Here is a 20,500-nt window from a genome sequence, read left to right on the forward strand (position 1 = left end):
ACGGCTATTTCCCAGGCAGTACAATAATCGATTGGTGCGTCCCGGCGAAAAGACCGAGCAACAGTAGTATCTTTTTCTTTATTTCGTTACGAGGATGTTACTGACGTAATACACATTCTTTTCATTCACCACGAAACGAATGGCTTTAAGGCCCAATCCTGCCGGCATTCCTTTCGGGCACTCAAATACTTTCTGATCGTTACACAACACCGTGATAGTTTCCCCTTTCTTGCGGATGGCCATATTCACCTGGTTCACCAGCTTACTGCCTGTGAACGATGGCAGCGAGTAATAGCTTTCGATCGGACAAGTCTCGTAGCCATCCGGCATATTCCGCGATACCATGACCCAGCCGGCCGCGTCTTTTCTATTCATATCGCCAGGCGACACGTCGATATTAAAGAAGTTTTTATTCCCGGTGTCGGGTGCATCGCTGAACTCGAACCGCATGCCCGGGGTGCCCCAGGCTACGTCGCCTTTTTGCACCAGTACATCAAAACTAATGGTAAAATCGCCACCAGCCGGGCCTGTGAAGGTGGTTGGATAGGCAGTCTTCTTCAGCTTCAGCCATTTTCCGCTGGCACCGTTTACCTCAGTCACCACTACTTTATCGCCTGTAGTGCTGCTCCGTTCTGTGTACCATTTCGCCGGAGAGGCGCCGGTAGCAACGGTCGAGAAGTCTTCGTAGAACAAAACAGACTTATCCGCCGCCATCTTTTTTGCCGTTTCTGAAGCCGCAGAAGGGGCTGCGGCGCTTTTACTTTCGTCGGCGCTTGCAAAGTTCAGCGGTTTGTAAGGCGTGACCATTTTATCTTTTCCAAAGTAATAATCGTACACATAATCGTAATTGAACCGGTTCACGAATGTCTCCATCATATGTACTTCACCCGCATCATCAGGGTTTATTCCCCTTGCCAGCCTGAAAACGATCCATTGCGGACCGGCGGCAGTCAGCGCTTCTTTTACGCCCTTTTTCAAACGAAGTAGCGGGAAGTGAGTAGCCGTAGCACCTTGTTTACTGGTCACCGTGGCCTGGGTATATATCCAGTTTACTTCCTTGCCGCGCTCAATATTGGCAAGATCCACGATATCGATTTGCGGGGAGGGATCGTGGAAGTAAACGTATTCATTCTTCCGGTTGCTAAACTGTTCTTTGATGACACGTAATCCCTGTTCTGCCCTGCCCATCAGGTTATCCAGGCGTGTACCGTTGTTGATGGCGATCTTATGCATCATTGGCAGCTGCTTCTCGAGCCGGACGATCATTTCCCCGACGGTTACCTGCTCAAAGGGAAGCGGTTTGCCATCTTTCGTCATCACGATCGCGTAATACGTTTGCTTTGTGTAATCTACCGCGTTGGAAGGGATCAGGTAATGCTCGTACTTTTTCAGGTTAGGACTGTTGGTAAAGTTGCGGTAGTTGGCGTAAGCGGTAAGCCACTCCTTATCCCATTCGCCTTTCATGCCAATCTCATACTTTGGCTGGGTAAACCAAAATTCATCCGGTGACGAAAGGGCCACCACCTGGTAAGTAATATGTTCGATGCTGTTTGCCATGATGTTCCAGCCGTATGTATCTGCCATACCATCGATGGGCCAGAACTTTTTGGTAGCAGTCTTTTGCAGATGCATATACATTTTGGCGTAGCAACCGTAGGTATTAGGCAGCGCATTCCGGTTATTCTTTTCGGCCTCGTTGTAATTATACGAACTGCTGTTTATCGGGGCCGAGGCGTCCTGGGCATAAACGGATAACTTCATTTCCCCGAGCATACCTTTCGGGACGTACGTTTGCTGGGTCCATTGCACCATATTCCGCCCAAATTCCAGCTGTTTGGCCGTGTAATTCCAACCGTCCTTTGAAAAAGGTTTGGCCGGTTCTTTAAATTGCACGACGTTGATCCAGCCAATGTCGACGTTCCCAATATCTTTGCTTTGATACCATCCTCGTTCGTTGGTAGGCTGCGCCCATGCAGGCAGCAAAAACAGGCTAAGAGACATTGCGCTGATGATTCGTTTCATATTGGTAGGTTGAAAAGTTGATTATATTACCATTCCAGTAACAGGGTGGATTACATGCTATTCATGTTGTAACGGGACTTTCCGATCGTAAAGATGCAATGCAACAGCCCTGCCTATACTCCCCTGAAAACAGGATTTTTACAAGTTGAGACGGCTTTATTGCTATATTTATGCATACGATTGTAAAATCCTGTTAACAGGGGAGATTGGCCTCAAATAAAAAAACACTTCTTTGTAAAATGAATCCTATACGTTATTCTTTCTTCGGCACGGCCCTTACTTGCCTGTTGCTGCTGCTTTGCATTCACACGTCCATGGGGCAAACGAAATTGCTGGATAGTTTGCAGGCGGCCATCGATCGCTATCCGCAAAAGGATACGGTGAAAGTAGGACTCATCCTCAAATATGTAAAAGCAGCTGTAAACGAGAACACAACACGCCTGGAACCCTATCTGCTCGAAATGATCGCCATCAGCAAAGCTAAAAACTATCGGAAAGGCGTGCGGGCTGGTTACGGCACCGCACATCTTTTTTATACGGATCGCGGCGACCTGGCGAAGGGAATGGCTTATGCCGATTCCTCTTTCCTGTTGATGGAAGGCGATACGAGCAAGGAAAACATGATACAAAAGGCCTACCTGCACCACAATGTAGCCAGCGATTATAACAAGATGCGCGATTACGAAATGGCGCTTTACCACTACAGCGAGGCTGCGGAGCTGCTCGGCAAATACCAGCCCCAGTATATATACCGGCCCTACTCCGGGATAACAGAAGTGTACGACCATATGAATATGCGTGAAAAGGTGCAGGAATACGAACAAAAAACGATCGAGGCAGCAGAACGGACCGGTGACTCGTCGGCCATTGCGCAACGTTACCTGAATCGTATTTCCAGGCTGATCAACGCGAAAAAACTTGACAAAGCGGAACAATACCTGAAAGAAGTGGAACCCACGGTGTTGAAGCTGGACGAGAGCCTGTTGCTGTACCAGTACTACCAGAACATGGGATCTGTTTTATACGAGCGAAAAAACTTCAGCAAAGCATACCAATATTTTCAGGCGGCGTATGAAAAAGCCCTGGCCAATGACGATATGTATTTACAGGTGATGGTACTATACCAATTGGCAGAAAGTGCTATCGCCGGCGGCAAAATGCCCGAAGCGAAACAATACCTGGACACCCTGCTGAAAAAGTCAGTAGCATCCGACATGAAGTTTGGGGAACAGAGCGCCTATAAAGGACTGGCAGCCTGGCACGAAAAAAATGGCGATCACCAAACGGCGAATGAATGGCTGCATAAACAACTCGTACTCAACGACAGCATTGCCTCGCAGGATGTACGCGACAAACTGGCGATGACGGAAGTACGGTTTAAAGTGCGCGGTAAAGACAATGAGATCAAAATGCTGCAGGACGAGCGTGAGATACAACGCCTTTCGATCCGCCAGAAAAACACGTTAAATTATATCCTGATCGGCGGCGCAGCGGCTTTGCTCATCATTCTCCTGCTCGGCTACCGGGTATACAGGAACCGCCAGAAGTTGCAGCAGCAACGCATTTCAGAGCTGGAAACCGAGAAACAACTCACCGCCACGGAAGCCGTATTAAAAGGCGAGGAACAGGAACGTACGCGCCTGGCCAAAGACCTGCACGACGGCCTGGGCGGCATGCTTAGTGGTATCAAATACTCGTTTCAACATATGAAAGGTAACCTTGTGATGACGCCTGAAAATTTACAGGCCTTCGAGCGCAGTATGGATATGCTGGACAGCTCCATTAAAGAGATGCGCCGCGTGGCCCATAACATGATGCCGGAAGCACTCGTCAACTATGGTTTGGGAGCGGCATTGAATGACTTCTGCAACGATATCAGCCAGTCCGGCGCCATTCAGGTGAGCCACCAGTTTATTGGCCTGGATAAAGAAAAGATCAGCGACACTACCGCCATTACGGTCTTCCGCATCGTACAGGAACTGCTGAACAACGTCTTAAAACATGCTTCCGCCAAAACCGTAATGCTGCAGGTCGCCAAAAACGACAATACCTTATCCGTTACCGTAGAAGATGATGGGAAAGGCTTTGATACCGCTACCCTCGATCGCAGCGGCGGCATCGGGTGGAGCAACATCCGCAACCGCGTGGAGTTCCTGCGAGGCACGGTGGATATACAGTCTGTCCCCAACTCCGGTACATCCGTCTTAATTGAAATACCATTATGAGCATCAGCGTTTTTATCGTAGACGATCATTATATGATCATAGAAGGCATTCGTTCGCTGCTGCAGGACGAACAGGAAATCGAATGGGCGGGGCATGCGACGAACGCCGCTTCCTGCCTGGCGTTTCTGAAAAACAGGCAGCCGGATGTGTTGCTGATGGACATTAACCTGCCCGATAAAAGCGGCATCGATCTGTGTAAAGAAGTGAAAACGCTGTACCCTTCCGTATTTGTGATCGGGCTGAGCACCTTTAGTCAACAGACTTATATCGAAAAAATGATCGATAACGGCGCTTCGGGATATGTGCTGAAAAACGCCACCCAGCCCGAATTAATGGAGGCCATTAAGACTGTCGTAAGCGGCAAAGACTATCTGAGTATGGAAGCCGCGCAAGCGCTTCGTAAAAATGATACGAATACTGTGATGCTCACCCGCCGCGAGAAGGAAGTACTGGAACTGATCGCGGACGGGCTTACCAATCCTGAAATATCTCAAAAACTGTTTGTTAGCCTCAGCACCATTGAAACCCATCGCAAAAACCTGCTGGCCAAGTTTGGCGTCAGCAACACCGCGAGCCTTATTAAACTGGCCGTTAAAAACGGGTTGATATAACCACTTTGTCGGTTTCGTTCTATTCTCCCGCTGCGGGGCGCTGTTACTTTGTATAAAATTGAAGTAATGACAAAGTACCTGTTCCTCATCGCCTTTCTCCTCTCGGCCAAAGCGCAAGCCTACGAAGGCCCGGCGAAAGTCCTCTATAGCAAACATTGCGCAACCTGCCATGGCGATGCCGGCGATCGTGGCCGCTTCGGCGCACGCAACCTGAAAGCCAGTTCGCTGAGCGATTCCTCCATCATCCGGCAAATAAGTAAAGGGAAAGGTATTATGCCCGCTTTCGCACGCCGGTTAAAACCCGAAGAAATGACGCAATTGGCTGACTATATCAAAACATTACGCACCCGCTAATCCGCTACCGTATGACTAACTTCTCTCAACTTGTACTGGTGGTTGCCACCGTTTTATGCGGCCTTGTCGCCGGACTTTTCTATGCCTGGTCCGTTTCCGTTATGCCAGGCATTGGCCGGCTCAGCGATCGTGGTTTTATGGAAGCCATGCAGGCCATGAACCGGGCCATCTTAAACCCGTTATTCTTTATTTCGTTTATGGGATGTGTGTTAGTGTTACCGGCATCGGCGTTCCTGGTATACGAGCGGCCCCTGCCCCTTCGTTTCTGGCTGATTGCAGGTGCCGCGCTGCTGTATATCTTCGGCGTTTTTGGAATTACCGCCGGCGGCAACGTTCCGCTGAACGAAGCGCTGGACAGGTTTACGATCAATGGCGCCAGCGAGGAAGCGATCAGCAACGCCCGCCGGCAATTTGAAGCGCGCTGGCTGATGCTGCACCAAATCAGAACGGTGCTATCGGTGGTGTGTTTTGTGTTGATGGTGTTGGCATGTGTGGTGCGTTCGAAGTAATGCCTATTCCCGCACAAACCTCAAATCACTCACGCGCGCGTGCACCAGTGTAAAGCCCGTCGCTTTGCCGGCCTCATCGACATGAAATTCCAGCACCAGACCGTTATCCAGACCGAACACACCTTGTTGCAGTCCTACGCGCGTCATATTGTACGATGCCTGGCCGATGTGTACGACCAACTGCCCGTTACTAAAAATCACCCGGTAACGGGCATCTATTTCGGAGTTGTAGTAATCGCCAGCATATTGTATCGCCGCTTGAGCATCCAGCCCTGCTACCCTATCGGTACGTTTGAAAGCAATGCGCTGCCCGTCCTGCAAAATGTACATTTCCTTTGCTTTACCTTCCGCTAAATGGGCGAACACGAGCTTCACGGCTGGTGCGCCCTCCACGGCCAATGTCGAATCATTCTCCGGCACCAACGCATACGACTCATCATTCCAATGCTGCCGTGCCATGATTTTATCTTCCGTGATGTTCACGCTTATATTCAACGCACTATCTTCTGCAGCTACGTAAATGCCGGTCAAACTTGCCGTATCGATCGCGATCGACGCCTGGTTTACAGTTGCCGCCGCCTTGGGTTCCGGGTAAAGCAAACTATAAATCGCCCGGAATTCGGGCGATCCCGTAATACGATCGTTATTACTGAACATCAGGATATCAAGCCCAGATGCGGGAAAATGATACATCCTGCTGTGATAACCGGAAATATCGCCGCCATGGCTCACCAGCAATTGCCCTTTGTATTGTTGAATATGTAATCCGCCCCCATATTTCGTATCCTCGCCACTGTCCGTCACGGAGGGCGTCAGCATCTTCTTCCAGGCAGCGTCGCCTAACAGGCGGTGTTCCTTCATCTCTTTAAACCAGGGCCCAAAGTCGGTCACCACGCTATAGCCGTTACCCTGACCAATGACGCCGGTCGTTGGATTATTCTCTTTAAACCCTTTATCTGTTTGGATATACCCATTCGCTTTACCGGGCACCTTGTGCGTGCGCGACAATTGCGTATGTTTCATTCTTAATGGCTTGAAGATGTTGGCCGCTACGAATGCATCCAGATCCTGACCACTCACCTGTTGCACAATCCGCCCCAGCAGGAAATAGCCGGAATTGGAATAACTCCAGCGGCTACCCGGCGTAAAGTTCAGCGACCGTTGCCGGGAAAGTATATTGTAAACGACACTGTCATTGTAATTGCCATTCTCATTCATATCCCGCAGCCATATCAGCGCGGAGTGATCACGCAGGCCGCTTTGGTGATGAATAAGATGCGCCAGTGTAATGCTGTCTGCATAAGCCGGGAAATCCGGGAAGAACTTCGACAACTTATCGCTGCTACTCAGTTTACCCCGGCTTTCGAGCAAATAAATGCTCGCAGCCGTAAACTGCTTGCTCATTGAGGCGATATTAAACGGCGTAGCGGGAGTTATTTTTCTTCTGGCGGATAAGTCTGCCAGCCCATAACCGCGCGCGTACACCAGCTTATTCTTTTGCCAGATGGCCAGCGAAACACCGGGTTCGTTCGGTTGAACGATCGTATGTAACAAACTATCGATCTGTTGCGGGCGGATGGTTTGCGCTTTCGTGTATAGGCTTGCAGTGAGTAACAAGAACGGGAGACCAAATCTCAGCTGTCGATTCATCGGTTGGCATACTTTAGAATGCCTAAAATACAAATTCCTCTTGATGATCGGGTTATAAATGCTCGCCGACCGGCAGCGTATCACTGGGCGCTACCCCATATTTCTTCTTGTATGCATGCGAGAAGTGGCTCAGACTCTCGAATCCAAGGTCCAGGTAAATGGCCGAAGGTTTCCTGTTTTTGTTGGTGATGAGATGGCGTGCCTCCTCCAGCCGCCTGTCCAGCAACCACTGCCGGGGCGCCATGTCGAAGATCTTCTGAAAATCACGCTTAAAGCCAGCCAGGCTTCTACCCGTTAGTTGTGCAAACTTTTCCACCGGGATGTTGTAGTGAAAGTTGGCACGCATAAACTTCTCAAGGTCTATTTTATGCGGTTCTGAAAAGTCGAACAGGAACTCGCGCAGTTCAGGTTTGGTGTTCATCAGCAGGTAAACGGCCTCCTTTACCTTGAGCATGCCCACTGCATGCGTGATCTGCTCGTCCGGATGCTTCACATACGGCAACAAAGACTGAAAGAAGGCCTGCAGGAAGTCGTTACCGGGAATGAGTACGTTTGTTGGCCCGTTATACTTGCGGGTAACGTCAATATGCTCATCCAGCGCAATCTGCCTTAACAAGTCTTCTTTCAGAATGATCACGATCGTTTGATAATCCCCATCGTCCGCCGGTGTTTTCGTGATTTCGGCCAGTTGATTTTTGTGTACGAGCATCATCTGTCCACCGCTCATAGACCACTCCTGCCCTGCAGTTACCAGCGAAAATTTGCCGGAAACCTGCAACACCAGTGTATTATGCTCCATGAACGCCACTTTTTCTTTCCTCGAGGAGGAATAGTACGAGTAAAAAAGTACGCCGGGAATAATTTCAGTGGGATTCGTCATAACCTAAAGATATTCAATAAACGCCTATCGGTGAAGATAAGTACCGCCAAGGATAGCGCCCGGTGCAAAATTCGTATTCAGCGTATCCAGTTCCGCCTGAGAAAAAGTAAGCTCCATCGCCTTCATGTTTTCCGGCAGGCGCGACCGGCTGCTCATACTTACCAGCGGCATCATGTGTTCGTCCTGTGTATTTACCCAGGCGATGGCCAGTTGTGTCGGCGTACATCCCTTATCGGCCGCTATTTTTTTCAACACTTCTACTTTCTCCAGGTTCTTTACCAGGTTATCGCCCTGGAAACGGGAGAAATGTAACTGGTAAGCATTCGCAGGTAATGGCGCTTTCAGATCGCCGGTTAACAGTCCTTCCGCCGTGTTGGCAAAAGCCACAACGCCAATACCCAGCTCCCTGGCCGTCGGCAACAGATCGCTTTCTATCTGGCGATCGGCCAGGGAATACCCGATTTCGAGCGCTGTTACGGGGTGAATGCTGTGGGCTTTGCGCAACTGGTTGGCCGTTACTTCGGAAACGCCCAGGTGGCGCACTTTTCCCTCTTTAATCAGATCTGCTACTGTACCGATTACATCTTCCATCGGCACGCTGTTATCCAGCCGGCAAGGCTGGTACAAATCGATCGTATCGATGCCGAGACGCACCAGGGAATAATTAACGAAGTTTTTGATCGCGATCGGCCGCAGGTCGAGTCCGAGCATCTGGCTGCCATAAAAAATGGCACCGAATTTTACACTGATGAAAGCGTCGTCTCTCCTGCCCTTGACGGCTTTGCCTACGAGCAACTCGTTATGACCAGCGCCATAAAAATCACCGGTGTTCAGGAAATTGATCCCATTATCTAAGGCCTGCTGAATCGTGGCGATACTTTCGGCTTCGTCGCGGGAGGGACCGCCCCAAACGGGCGACATACGCATACAACCTAATCCGAGTTTCGATACCAGTGGTCCTTTTTTGCCAAGGCTTATCTTTTTTACTGTTGTCATCTTCTTTGTTTTTGGAATTGATAACACAAAGGTCAGCCGAAAAAAGAGAAGCCTACTTTCCCCCACGGCTCAATTTACTTGTCTGCATAGCTCACTATGAGAACCATCGCTTTTATCCTGACCGGCACAGCGCTGGCAGGCGGCATATTCCGCGAGCAGGGCTTGGCCTTTTCTGTAAAGGGCCTGATACTGGTGCTTTGTTCAGCGCTGACCTACGCCACTTACATAGTGGCCAACAGCAGGATAAGTTCCGGGGTAGACTGGCTGCCAAAAAGCACGATGATTATGACCGGATCAGCGATCACCATTTTTATGGTCAATGCAAACACCGTTGTATCTACCATTCACCCGGACCAGCAGTTTATGCTCGCCGTGTTATTTATGGCAGTAGTCGGCACTACGATTCCCACGGCGTTGTTTGCCGCGGGTATTCCGAAAGTGGGTGCGGGCGTAAGCGCCATCCTGATGACGATTGAACTACCGGTGGCCATTGTATGCGCGGGCCTCGTACTCGGGGAAAGTATCGACTATTTACAGCTGATAGGGATTGTGATAATGCTGGCTGCGATCGTAGCCATGAACTACTACAAAATAAAAGCCCGCAACCACTAAATCTAAGCGCCCATTTGCTGCACCGGCGGATGGGCGCTACTAACGGTCCGGGTGAACATCTTATAGAAGTATACATTTAACAGGAACTGCGTGTAACCATACACGGCGTCTTCAACAGGAATAGTACCCATGCGGATGCCCAGGAAACCAGCCGGGTTATAGTTCACCACCGCCCCCTCAAGACCGGTGCCGGTCAGCACACCATTTACGGCGAAGAAACCGGGCATCAGTAAGAGATAAACCAGCGAGGCCTGGCCCACCCAGGCTACACGTGCAACGAAGTGCAGGTATAATACTGCAACCACGGTGGCCACTGCAGTTACCAGCGTGTACATCCTGTCCCGGTACAATAGCGCGGCTACGATGCATATGATGCAAGTGGCAAATACGATGATGTTATTAAAAGCGTTGGCCCAGGTCAAATCGAAGAATTTGTTCAGGCAGTGGTAGGTAAACAAACAGGCAAAGGGAATACAGACGAAAAACAGCCACTCTTCCACCGGTAGACCCGCTATTCGAAAGCCGGTGAGGTAAGTATCATTGAACCACCATATACCGTGATGCGTGAACCAAACGTCCCAGGCGATGAACGGGATACCCACGATGATCGCCGCTTTCAGGAAAGCCCCGAAGTGATGATGAAACTGTATCCGCTTATCAAAAGAAAAAATAAAACAGATAACGACGGCGAAGAAGTTAACGAGCAGGTATGTATACGAGGTGAGCATCTATCGTTTTGAGAAATACATTTTGAAATATTTGACAGGCACCCAAAGAAAACCGAAACACTCCCCTTCTTCCCGCCCCGTATGTTTATGGTGCTGCTTATGCGCCCGGCGGATCGCCAGCAGGTACGGATTTTTTGTATCGCGCAACAAACTTATCCGCTGGTGAATGAAGATGTCATGCACGAAGAAGTACGCCATCCCATACAGGAAAATGCCCAGGCCGATGAAGAAAAGATAGCTCATAGACTGCTGCACGCCCAGGTACAGCAATACAATGGTTGGCGTGGCGAAGATGACGAAGAACAGGTCGTTCCGTTCGAAATCGCCGCTATGGCTGTGGTCGTGATGATCTTTATGCAACACCCACAGGAAGCCATGCATCACATATTTGTGAATGATCCAGGTAAGCCCTTCCATAATAAAGAAGGTGAGGACCACTATAAGAATATTCATTTGCTAAAGATTATATATACGCCATTTTATACTGGATGTAACTGCTCATCATCAGCGATATTTTTTGCCGGTTAGGAATGCGTATCCGCTCCTGCAATATGCGCTGCGCTGGCGTTTGTTTGATCTTGTTAAATAAAGATAGGTAATATTTGTAGGCCAGGTACACGCCAAACCGCGAAGAGGCCGGCAACTTGCGGATGCCCGCCAGCGCCGCCTGAAACTCTGCCGCAATATCTTCCTCTATACAGGTCTTTGTAGCATTGTTGAATCCCTTCATATCGATGTTCGGGAAGTACGTGCGGCCGAGCACCTGGTAATCGTCCTTCAGGTCACGCAAAAAGTTTACCTTCTGAAAGGCCGATCCCAGCTTCATAGCAAAAGGCTTCAACCTTTCGTAAGCTTCCGCATCACCGTTTACGAATACCTGCAGGCACATCAATCCCACTACTTCCGCCGACCCCAGAATATACGCGTTATAACGTTCCTGGTCATACGTTACCGGCGCCAGGTCCATCTCCATACTTTGCAGGAACTGCACGATCAGTATCCGGTCGATGCCGTATTTGTTCACCGTTTCCTGGAACGATTGTAATACCGGGTTGAGTGAAATGCCATCTTCCAGGGCCTGCCAGGTTTGCTCACGAAAGCGCTCCAGCAGCTGTTGTTTGTTGTAACCATGAAAACTGTCCACGATCTCGTCTGCCAGTCTCACATATCCATAAATGGCGTGAATAGCAGGACGTATAGACGGGTAAAGCGCCAGTACTGCCCATGAAAAACTGGTGCTGTATTTTTTGGTAACCGCCTTACTTACCTGGCGGGAAAATTCATCATAAAGCGTTTTCATAACGGATGATTTTGAGCTTATTAACTTCGGCAGCCGCGATTTTACCCGAGATAATAGAAGGCGGCACACCCGGACCGGGCACGGTCAGTTGTCCTGTATAGAATAAATTGGAGAGTCGTTTGTTTCGCATAGCCGGCTTGCCTACCGCTGTTTGCGACAAGGTATTGGCCAGTCCGTAGGCATTGCCCGCATAAGCATTATAATCCTGTATAAAATCCTGCACACAATAGGCCTGCTTGTAATCGATCAGGTTTGCCAGGTGGCTAACACCGGTATATCTTTCGAGGGATGCGATCATATGCTGAAAGTATTGCTCGCGGGTAGCTTCATCATCCTTCAGACCTGTAGCCAGCGGCATTAGCAGGAATAAGTTCTCATGACCTTCCGGCGCCACCGATGGATCGGTTTTAGAAGGGCAACAGGCATAGAAAAGCGGCTTACGAGGCCAGGTTTTATGCTCATAAATATCATCGATGTGCGCATCCAGCTCCTCCTCAAAAAACAAGGTATGATGTTTTAAGCGCGGAAGCCGCTGCCGGAAACCGAGATAGTAAATGAGGCAGGATGGCGCAAACGTACGACCAGCCCAATATTTCTCGTCATAATTACGCAGTTCGGGCTTCAGCATCGTTTCCGTATGATGATAGTCGGAAGAGGCAATCACCGCATCGAAGTGATGCATCTCTCCATTGATCACCAATCCTTTTACCATTCCGTCTGCCGTGCTGATGTTGGTGACCGGTTGATTGTAGTGATACTTTACGCCCTGGCGTTCGCCCACTTCCTGCATAGCGCGTACCAGTTCGAACATGCCGCCCATCGGGTACCAGGTACCCAGCACATACCCGCCATAATTCATCAGGCTGTACATTGCCGGAATTTTTTGGGGCGACGCACCCAGGAATATCACCGGGAACTCCATCAACGACACCAGCCAGGGATGCGAAAAGTAGCGCTTCACATACCTGCGGAAGTTGGACAACAGATCAAGTTTCAGTGCGCTGGCCGCAATAGAAGGTGAAACAAATTCCCACCAGGAATGACAAGGCTTTTGTACGAATTGCAGCATGCCCGTCTGGTATTTGTATTTCGCCGCTACCATAAACGCATCCAGCTTTTTCCCCGCACCCGGCTCCAGCTGTTCGCAGACCGCTTTGAGTGCCTGGTAATCGGATGGCACTTCGAGACTGCCATCCGCAAAAATGATATCGAATTGAGGATTGAGCGACACCAGTTCATAGAAGTTACTCGCACTGTAGCCGAAGTCCTGGAAAAACTGTTCAATAATATCCGGCATCCAATACCAGCTAGGCCCCATATCGAAGGTATAGCCATTGTCCGTCTTCAACTGCCTGGCACGGCCGCCCGGACCATCATGCTTCTCGAACACATGCACTTCATGGCCCGCCTGCGCCGAATAAGCGGCAGCCGACAGTCCCGAAAAGCCCGCTCCGATAATGGCGATCTTCTTTTGCATCATTTTGGGGTATTAGGCGATAAATAAGACTGCAATGCGGCATCCAGTAGGTTCGCCGGATCGTGATTGCTATGGAATATAGGATAATGGAAATCGTTCAGTCTCGTTAATAGCCGGATCAGTTCCATCTTTTCGGGATGCGATAGATCGCCGGTGACGATCCGTGTGGCCTGACGGATTTTCTCCATCTGGTTGCCGAGCACCTGAAGCCCCAGGTCCGTTACGCGGATCAGTTTACTGCGCCGGTCCGTTTCCGAACCTGCCTGCGACACCCACCCCTGCTCGATAAGCCGGTTGATGATCTGCATGCCTGTCGGCTTTTCGTGCAGGTTGCGCTTCACCAACTCCATCTTCGTCATCTCCCCGAAAGCCTTCAGGTTAATGAGATAGATAAATTCCTCCTGCGTGGAAAAAGGAGAATCGTAAATAGCTGATTTTGAGTACGTTTTCGCATACCGATTCATGTGAAGGATGAGCGTATTGATCACACTCTCAGCACTACGTCCCTGCTCCTTGCCTTCCCATCCCGGTTCAGGAGCCGCATGCCCCGGCTGCCCGGCCTCTGCCGCTATCCATCGTTTAAAACCTTCCACATCGTGCGCATACCCACCGTTTTCAAGGTTGGATTCGAAGTTTTGGATAAGGGAAAGCACTTCCCGGACTAGTTGGTAACTCATCCTAATAGTATATTATAATACTAAGTTAGTTTATTTTTAGTATTAAATAATACTTAATTCAGTAAAATTTCGTAGAAATAAAACCCGCCACAGTAGCGTATCCCGGAGAACCCTTCGAGCATCCTTACAGTTTGCTGCTTTAAACCCGCTGTCACAGGCACTCTACAGCAATGTGACGATAAGGATGCAGGGACATTTGCCTTAAAAAAGAAGTCGTATCTATCAATAGATACGACTTCCGCTATAAAATATATTTTAAACGTTACCCTCCCGCCAAAATCTTCGCTTTTTGCGCCGCAAATTCTTCGGCGGTGAGTACACCAGCGTCCAGCAGTTCTTTAAGGTCCAATAGCTGCTTTTTGAGATCATTTGCCGGTGCCTGGGCTGGCTGACCACCAGAGGCCATCAAAAGCGCTGTAATCTCATTAAAGCCTTTAATAATCGAATAGTCGACCGCCCTTTGCTCCCGCGCATTAACGACCGTAACGTCTGCACCAGCTTCGAGCAGGTATTTTACCACATCCTTTTTACCGGCAGATGCGGCATAATGGAGGGCCGTGTTACCAGATTCGTCCTGGATGTTGATTTCGGCCCCACGCCCGAGCAGCAGCTTGACCATGCTGAGGTGCCCGTTTTTAGCCGCCACGTGCAACAGGCTTTCGCCACCATAGCTATAGCTGTGGCTGAAACTGAAACTGGCCTCCATAGACAAGTTGTTGGATTGCTCTACCCAGGAAAGATAGCTGTTCATACTTTCGGTACTGCCGCTTACCGGCTGGCTGAAATTCGCGTTTACGCCATTATCGAGGAACAGGGCGACGATCTCTTTTTGGTTTTTGGCGCAGGCATACCAGATGGGCGACAAACCTTCTTTGGAAGTGACCATCACATCTGCCCCCTGCTGCACTAAAAGGGTCGTCAAGGCACGGTTTGTATCGTAACAGGCAATCAGCAATGCCGTTTCGCCTGCGTGATTCGCGTGGTTAATATCGGCACCGTTCTCCAGCAGGAAGCTGACCATCGGCTGGTTCTTCGTGCGTATCGCCATCAGCAGCGGCGAATCACCCAGTTTATTGGTAGCGTTTACATTTGCCCCTTGCCGAAGAAGAAGGTCGGCCACATCTTTAAAACGCGACGCCACGGCAATCATCAAAGGTGTTTCTGCATTATTGTTTTCCAGGTTTACATCCATGCCCTGCTCAAGCAACTTCTCTACCAGCTCCTTTTGACCCGTACGGGCCGTGAGATGCAGCAGACTGTTGCCCTGGTAGTCGTTAATGTTGGTACGCGCACCCTTTTCCAGGAGATAGAGGGCCGTTTGTTTCTGCTTTTGCAGGCAGGCAAAATAGAAGGGTGTTTCACCGTTATGATCTTCATAATCGATGTCCGATCCCGCTTCCTGTAAAAGCTTGACCAGGTCGAGGTAACCCTGGTGAGCCGCGTAGTGGATGGCCGTGCGGCCCTTTTCATCGGTATAAGTCACATCCACTTCGTTATTAGCCAGCAATATTTCGGCGATCTTACGTTTGCCACTTTCGCAGGCAATGATAAAAGACATGGACATGTGCTATACTTTTTGCTTTAATAAAAGTTCTACTGTTTTTGATTTCAGGTTGTCCGTTGCCGCCAGCATCATCGGCGTTTCATCCTTATCGTTCGTCGCATTCGGATCAGCCCCGTGTGCCAGCAGCAGTTTCACCTTCTGGTATAACTGACGCGCCACTTCCTGGTCATAGTTCACGTTATAAGCGCAAACCTTGTGCAGCAGCGTATTGCCAGCATCGTCCCGCCTGTCCACATCTACCACACCTGCTTCCAGGGCCGTCTCCAGCATCAGCGACGGTTGTTCACACATCCAGTCCAGTGCCGATTTAGGTACATGGTAGTATGGAGACGTCTGGTAAACATCCGCGCCATCGTCTATCAACGCCTTTAACAGCTCAGCGTCCCGCAACGAGCCGCCACGACGCATCCGCATCGCGCCCAGCAATGCCGTTTCGCCGTCCTTATTCGTCTGTTCGAAGTCCAGCGGTGTATGTGCTGCCAGTAATTTATAAGTGTCCGCATCGCACACCTGGTGTACCAGCGCGCAATAAAAAGGCGATTCCCCTTTTTTATCCTGCTGGTTGAGGTCCGCACCGTTTTCGAGCAGGAAGGTGATATATTGTTTCTTATTTTTACTGATCGCGAGGTGCAATGGTGTTTCGCCGACCACATTACCGTCATTCGCGTCCAGTCCCTGTTCCAGCAGGTAGGCCAGGTATTCCAGGCCACGCTCTTCCTTGATGCCGTACTCCTGCACCACCTTATATAGGTAGTTCGCATCTGCATTGTTGCGGCGGCGCACATTACAACCTGCATCTGCCAGTATTCGCACCGCACCCAGCGGCACCTGCAACGACAGGGCGATATCGAGCAACGTTTTATCCTGCACGGCGTCGCCTACATTATCGAGTTTGGACACAAAGTCGCGCAGGAATTGCAAACTATCCTCTTCGTTGGTAACGTTCCGGAACAGCGTTTCGAATACACTGTTATCGAGCCGGTCGTACTCATAAATGTCAGTTTCGATAAGGCCGGCACCCAGCAGGTCGATGATCAGGCGGTAAGCCTTTGCCGGCAGCAGGCTTCTGAATATCTGATCCGTTTCGTGGCGTTGCAGGCCGCGGGGCATTTTCTCACCCTGAGCGACAAGAGTGGCGGCTTCTTCGAGGTTCCTGGTCTTTAAAGCGTTCAATAGTGCATCCATTTCCGTTATATGGTTTACCGGGTTATCCAATCTGGCTAAGATAGGGAAAAAATTCTGGCAAGTATGCCGCCAGTGTGAAGGCTATTTTACATTTTGTTAAATCTGACCAACATCAGGCCGCCGAGGTGTAATAATTAATACCTTCGACGCACAAAACCCAATACATTGCAACCGTTAAAAGTTTACACCTACTCTCATAAGCAGGAATCAGTGAATGGACTTATCCATGGGCTGGGTATCCTGTTCGGCCTTAGCGGCCTGCCTGTACTTACCGGCATCGCGACGGCGCATCATAATACGCCGGGCATTATCGGGGCGGGCATTTATGGCTTCTGTTTCCTTTTCCTGTTCACCTGTTCTACGGTTTTTCACTTGCTGCGCGATCCGGTGGTAAAACGAACTTTTGAGATCCTCGACCACATCAGTATCTATTTCCTGATTGCGGGCACCTATACGCCGTTCCTGCTGGTGTATTTTAATAATGCTTTCGGCATTACGCTGCTGTCGGTCTTGTGGGGACTTGCGCTCCTGGGTACGATTGTGAAGTCGTGGTTCACGGGGAGGTTTAACGTGTTGTCGACGATCGTTTACCTGGTCATGGGTTGGATCATGGTAGTGGGCGGACGGCGGTTTATTGACCATGTTCCTTTATCTGTCATGATCATGATTGCGATTGGCGGCTTACTGTATTCTATGGGTGTGTATTTTTACCTGCGCGATAAACGGACGTATTCGCACGCGGTATGGCATGCGTTTGTGCTGGCTGGGGCGATGTGCCATTATGTGGCGGTGTTGCTGGCGATGTAGGAGGATCGATTATGGCAGGCAAAAGGCCTCCTGTTCTGTCATCATCTCATTAATTCGTTCTAACCTCATCTTTGTGTGCTGAAACATCGAGAACACGAGGTTTTTATTCTGATTATGCGATGAGGTGACATCAGAGTAACCAAAATTCTTTTGGGTAGATATTGCAGGATATACGATCATTTTATTCGCAAACATGTGGGACAGTTGCAAGTCGGCCACGACGCTATCATCGAACGGAGCATCCAGTATTTTCTGAAATGCGGGCCGGTATAAGACAATAAACTGGGTTGCCTGGAAAAATGACACCCAGTACAATCCGGAAGTAACTGGTACAGCATGCTCAAAATGACTGCAGCCACCCGACAGATACTCGATTCCGAGTTGCGCTGTCTCTATGATATTTCTCATAAACGTATAGCGGGAGTAGGCGGGCGTAAATTCGTGATCATCTTCCGCAATGATGATTACATCATCATCGTTCGCAAGGGCGGTTTCGACAATCTTACGGATACTTAGCCAAAGCCCGAGTGCTCCTACCTCATGTTTAATCGCGTCTATGATCGTCACGTCAAATTCGGGGCGACCAGCGAATTGTTCGATGATATGTGCCCTTCGCTCCTCCCGTTCGGGAAGATTGATAACGAAAGTTGACACCGTTGCGGTAGCCAGTTCATACGGTGCTATCGGCAATGCCACCTGGCTTCTCAGTCCTGAAAAGTATCTGGCCACGTCATTAAGCGTATAGAAATTTTGCGAAGTAGACTCAAAAAGCTCATCTACTCTGCCAATCTGTATATTTTGGGGCGTGGCGTCGGAATAACCAAATTCCTTTTGAATAGACATAAAAGGATAAACTACAAACTTCCTGTTAGTCATACTCGATATCTTATAGTCTGCCGAGTCCATAACGGTAAATATTACCGAAAGCATACTGTGGTAAAACTGCTTGAAGACAAACATGAATTGTGTTCCAGTAAATTTCTCCACCCAAAACAGTTCCTCCGTAACGGCTACGCCTGTTTGCATCCAGCTAATACCCCCGCACAATACGTCGGCCTTCATTGCCCTCGCCTGTTCAATAGCCACCGACAGCCCTTCATAAGAATAAGCCTCGGTAAACTGGTGATCGTCTTCGCAGATCAAGACATATTCAAGGTCATTGTCCACTGCATGCCGAACTATTTTCAGCATGGTTTCCCATAAACCGATGGAGCCATGCTCATGTATACAAGCTTCGACGATAGACATATCATACTCATCTCTGCCTGCAAATTCAGTAATAATATGAGCTTTACGGTCAGTTCTTGACAGAAGATTGATAACAAACGTTGGGATAGGCATAAAAAAATTTTACTTCAATAAATTTGTGACAACTATTTAGCACCAACAGGCGGAGGTGGGGCTACCGGCGGCACTCCTTGTGCAGGGGCGGTATCGGCCAAACGATTTTCCTGGTATACTGCCAGGTTCACAGCCCGTTTATCTACGATCCTGCCATCTGAAGAAAACACGAAGTGGTGGGGAAACTCGCCTTCCCAGTCGAACAACGTTTCAAACTCTTTTGTCAGCGTTGCGCCGGACTCACGAAGGATTACGAAACAGTTCTCTCTTTTGAGCCCATATTTTTCGACAGCACTAAGCCATTTACTTTTATCATTTTCGAAGAATAGCCAGATCGGCCTGATCTTCTTAGAATTATCAAGTGGCTTGACCTTCGAGTAGACGGCAATCGCCTCCATACAGGGCGCACACCAGGTGCCGCAAAAATCGAAGATCAGGTAGGGCTGCGTGGAAGTCTTAAACAAGTCGCTTAACACCATCTTCTTATCGTTCGCATCAAAAATCTCAACATTCCGGATGACATTATTTATATACCCTGACTTTTCAATACCGCGGTTTGACGTAGCAAGAACGGTCTTTGCTACCTGCCTGAAAGGAGGATAGGTAAGTCGACTTACTACTGCCTCTTCGTCAGCAGGCTCCTTTAAAAGTCCGTCTTTAAGTAAATTGAGCGCGATGTATTGCTTTACGGTATCACCAAACTTATCAAATTTAGATTCGATATATGTAGCGTCTGGCTTCGCACCCTTATAAAACCTGAAAAGTGCCAGGTATTTTCCCCACGTGGTCGGGTCAAAAAATGGATCGACATTCTTTAATGCAAGTATCATCATGCTATCAGCTACTGCTTCCATGGCAACCTTTAACGCAGTGTCGTTTATATCGTGGTAGTAGTACTCCATTACACCAAGCATATGGATGTAAAATCGATTCCCGCTACTGACCCGTACTCTTTCCCTTGTAGCTTCGTCGCTCTTAAGATTCGGGAAATCTTTATACACCAGACGGTAGCAGCTGTCCAGCATCACTAAAAGCTTTTCACCGGTAAAGTAATTACTTAAGCTTTTTGCATCCTTTAGTACCCTTATCATACCGAAACAGCTTCTCACATAGCCGTCAAACAACTTGCTTCGTTGCGGCATAGAGAGAAAGAACACATTTCCGTGAAGAATCGCCATTGTGTCCATATACTGTGTTTTGTTGGCAACGATGGTTTTGAAGTCTATATTCACACTATCTCCCGGCTCAACGTAACATACGTTCAAGCCGATAGCCATGTACGCCGGCTCTGAAATAGCCAGTTTTACAGCAACCTTTAAAGGATTGGATGTGTCCACGTGATTTGGTGGTGGCGCAACAAATACCGGCTCAAAGTATAATGGATTTAACTGCGTTAGCGGAAGCGTGTACTGTCTATCTTCCGCTTTTTTTAGATTGATGATGATCGTTGTGCTATCGCTATCTTTCACATCTGCCTGCTGGGCCTTACCGTCTCCGGTATGACAGGAGAATATGCCGGAAGATAGCAATGCGATGACAATCATTTTAATTCCTTTCAAATT

The 20,500-nt window shown here is 49.1% G+C and carries 19 protein-coding genes; 6 read left to right on the forward strand and 13 right to left on the reverse strand.

All coding sequences use genetic code 11. From position 1 onward, the window contains the following. Window positions 1-78: 78 nt before the first annotated feature. Window positions 79-2,022 carry a hypothetical protein gene (locus MKQ68_RS11445; protein ID WP_264283408.1) on the reverse strand — a complete coding sequence of 648 codons (1,944 nt, stop codon included), beginning with the start codon at window positions 2,020-2,022 and terminating at the stop codon, window positions 79-81. Between the two features lie 239 nt (window positions 2,023-2,261). On the opposite strand from MKQ68_RS11445, the gene MKQ68_RS11450 reads away from it, so the two are divergent. The 4 genes from MKQ68_RS11450 to MKQ68_RS11465 all read left to right on the forward strand — a co-directional run bounded on the left by MKQ68_RS11450 (window position 2,262) and on the right by MKQ68_RS11465 (window position 5,721). After that, the gene (locus tag MKQ68_RS11450; protein ID WP_264283409.1) at window positions 2,262-4,247 is read left to right on the forward strand and encodes a tetratricopeptide repeat-containing sensor histidine kinase; all 1,986 of its coding nucleotides are present in this window, start codon (window positions 2,262-2,264) and stop codon (window positions 4,245-4,247) included. Then, window positions 4,244-4,858 carry a response regulator gene (locus tag MKQ68_RS11455; RefSeq protein WP_264283410.1) on the forward strand — a complete coding sequence of 205 codons (615 nt, stop codon included), beginning with the start codon at window positions 4,244-4,246 and terminating at the stop codon, window positions 4,856-4,858. Before MKQ68_RS11450 ends, MKQ68_RS11455 begins: the two co-directional genes overlap by 4 nt. Before the next feature lie 66 nt (window positions 4,859-4,924). Next, entirely contained in the window at window positions 4,925-5,212 is a 288-nt protein-coding gene (locus MKQ68_RS11460; protein ID WP_244843230.1) for a c-type cytochrome, read from the forward strand. Between the two features lie 11 nt (window positions 5,213-5,223). Next, the gene (locus tag MKQ68_RS11465) at window positions 5,224-5,721 is read left to right on the forward strand and encodes an anthrone oxygenase family protein (protein ID WP_264283412.1); all 498 of its coding nucleotides are present in this window, start codon (window positions 5,224-5,226) and stop codon (window positions 5,719-5,721) included. Between the two features lie 3 nt (window positions 5,722-5,724). Here the strand turns inward: MKQ68_RS11465 and MKQ68_RS11470 are convergent, their stop codons facing one another. Genes MKQ68_RS11470 through MKQ68_RS11480 form a run of 3 tightly spaced genes read right to left on the reverse strand, consistent with a single transcriptional unit; the run spans window position 5,725 to window position 9,247 of the window. Then, on the reverse strand, window positions 5,725-7,371 hold the full coding sequence (locus MKQ68_RS11470; RefSeq protein ID WP_244843232.1) for a serine hydrolase domain-containing protein: 1,647 nt from the start codon (window positions 7,369-7,371) through the stop codon (window positions 5,725-5,727). Window positions 7,372-7,423: 52 nt separating this feature from the next. Beyond that, entirely contained in the window at window positions 7,424-8,251 is an 828-nt protein-coding gene (locus MKQ68_RS11475) for a helix-turn-helix domain-containing protein (protein ID WP_264283413.1), read from the reverse strand. 24 nt (window positions 8,252-8,275) lie between these two features. Continuing rightward, complete coding sequence (locus tag MKQ68_RS11480; RefSeq protein WP_264283414.1) at window positions 8,276-9,247, reverse strand: aldo/keto reductase; 972 nt, start codon at window positions 9,245-9,247, stop codon at window positions 8,276-8,278. 96 nt (window positions 9,248-9,343) lie between these two features. On the opposite strand from MKQ68_RS11480, the gene MKQ68_RS11485 reads away from it, so the two are divergent. Beyond that, window positions 9,344-9,859, forward strand: a complete 516-nt coding sequence (locus MKQ68_RS11485; RefSeq protein WP_244843234.1) for an EamA family transporter — start codon at window positions 9,344-9,346, stop codon at window positions 9,857-9,859. Window positions 9,860-9,861: 2 nt separating this feature from the next. Here MKQ68_RS11485 and MKQ68_RS11490 read toward each other — a convergent pair whose 3' ends face one another. From MKQ68_RS11490 to MKQ68_RS11520, 7 genes are all read right to left on the reverse strand, one after another. Then, window positions 9,862-10,587 carry a lycopene cyclase domain-containing protein gene (locus MKQ68_RS11490; RefSeq protein WP_264283415.1) on the reverse strand — a complete coding sequence of 242 codons (726 nt, stop codon included), beginning with the start codon at window positions 10,585-10,587 and terminating at the stop codon, window positions 9,862-9,864. Continuing rightward, on the reverse strand, window positions 10,588-11,040 hold the full coding sequence (locus MKQ68_RS11495; protein ID WP_264283416.1) for a sterol desaturase family protein: 453 nt from the start codon (window positions 11,038-11,040) through the stop codon (window positions 10,588-10,590). It abuts the gene before it with no gap. 10 nt (window positions 11,041-11,050) lie between these two features. Continuing rightward, window positions 11,051-11,887: a phytoene/squalene synthase family protein gene (locus MKQ68_RS11500; RefSeq protein WP_264283417.1), complete on the reverse strand. Its 837-nt coding sequence runs from the start codon at window positions 11,885-11,887 to the stop codon at window positions 11,051-11,053. Next, the gene (locus MKQ68_RS11505) at window positions 11,871-13,364 is read right to left on the reverse strand and encodes a phytoene desaturase family protein (protein ID WP_264283418.1); all 1,494 of its coding nucleotides are present in this window, start codon (window positions 13,362-13,364) and stop codon (window positions 11,871-11,873) included. The genes MKQ68_RS11500 and MKQ68_RS11505 overlap by 17 nt, the downstream gene beginning before the upstream one ends. After that, entirely contained in the window at window positions 13,364-14,041 is a 678-nt protein-coding gene (locus MKQ68_RS11510; protein WP_264283419.1) for a MarR family winged helix-turn-helix transcriptional regulator, read from the reverse strand. The genes MKQ68_RS11505 and MKQ68_RS11510 overlap by 1 nt, the downstream gene beginning before the upstream one ends. Before the next feature lie 262 nt (window positions 14,042-14,303). After that, on the reverse strand, window positions 14,304-15,605 hold the full coding sequence (locus MKQ68_RS11515) for an ankyrin repeat domain-containing protein (protein WP_264283420.1): 1,302 nt from the start codon (window positions 15,603-15,605) through the stop codon (window positions 14,304-14,306). A gap of 3 nt (window positions 15,606-15,608) precedes the next feature. Next, window positions 15,609-16,790, reverse strand: coding sequence for an ankyrin repeat domain-containing protein (locus MKQ68_RS11520; protein ID WP_264283421.1), 1,182 nt, complete (start codon window positions 16,788-16,790; stop codon window positions 15,609-15,611). 165 nt (window positions 16,791-16,955) lie between these two features. Here MKQ68_RS11520 and trhA point away from each other — a divergent pair, with 165 nt between their 5' ends. Next, on the forward strand, window positions 16,956-17,597 hold the full coding sequence (trhA, locus tag MKQ68_RS11525) for a PAQR family membrane homeostasis protein TrhA (RefSeq protein ID WP_264283422.1): 642 nt from the start codon (window positions 16,956-16,958) through the stop codon (window positions 17,595-17,597). 9 nt (window positions 17,598-17,606) lie between these two features. Here trhA and MKQ68_RS11530 read toward each other — a convergent pair whose 3' ends face one another. Together MKQ68_RS11530 and MKQ68_RS11535 are read right to left on the reverse strand one after the other, a co-directional pair. Continuing rightward, the gene (locus MKQ68_RS11530; RefSeq protein ID WP_264283423.1) at window positions 17,607-18,938 is read right to left on the reverse strand and encodes a glycosyltransferase family 25 protein; all 1,332 of its coding nucleotides are present in this window, start codon (window positions 18,936-18,938) and stop codon (window positions 17,607-17,609) included. Window positions 18,939-18,970: 32 nt separating this feature from the next. Then, window positions 18,971-20,497, reverse strand: a complete 1,527-nt coding sequence (locus tag MKQ68_RS11535) for a TlpA family protein disulfide reductase (protein WP_264283424.1) — start codon at window positions 20,495-20,497, stop codon at window positions 18,971-18,973. Between the last annotated feature and the right edge of the window lie 3 nt (window positions 20,498-20,500).

It is taken from the genome of Chitinophaga horti (assembly GCF_022867795.2).
Lineage (GTDB): Bacteria > Bacteroidota > Bacteroidia > Chitinophagales > Chitinophagaceae > Chitinophaga > Chitinophaga horti.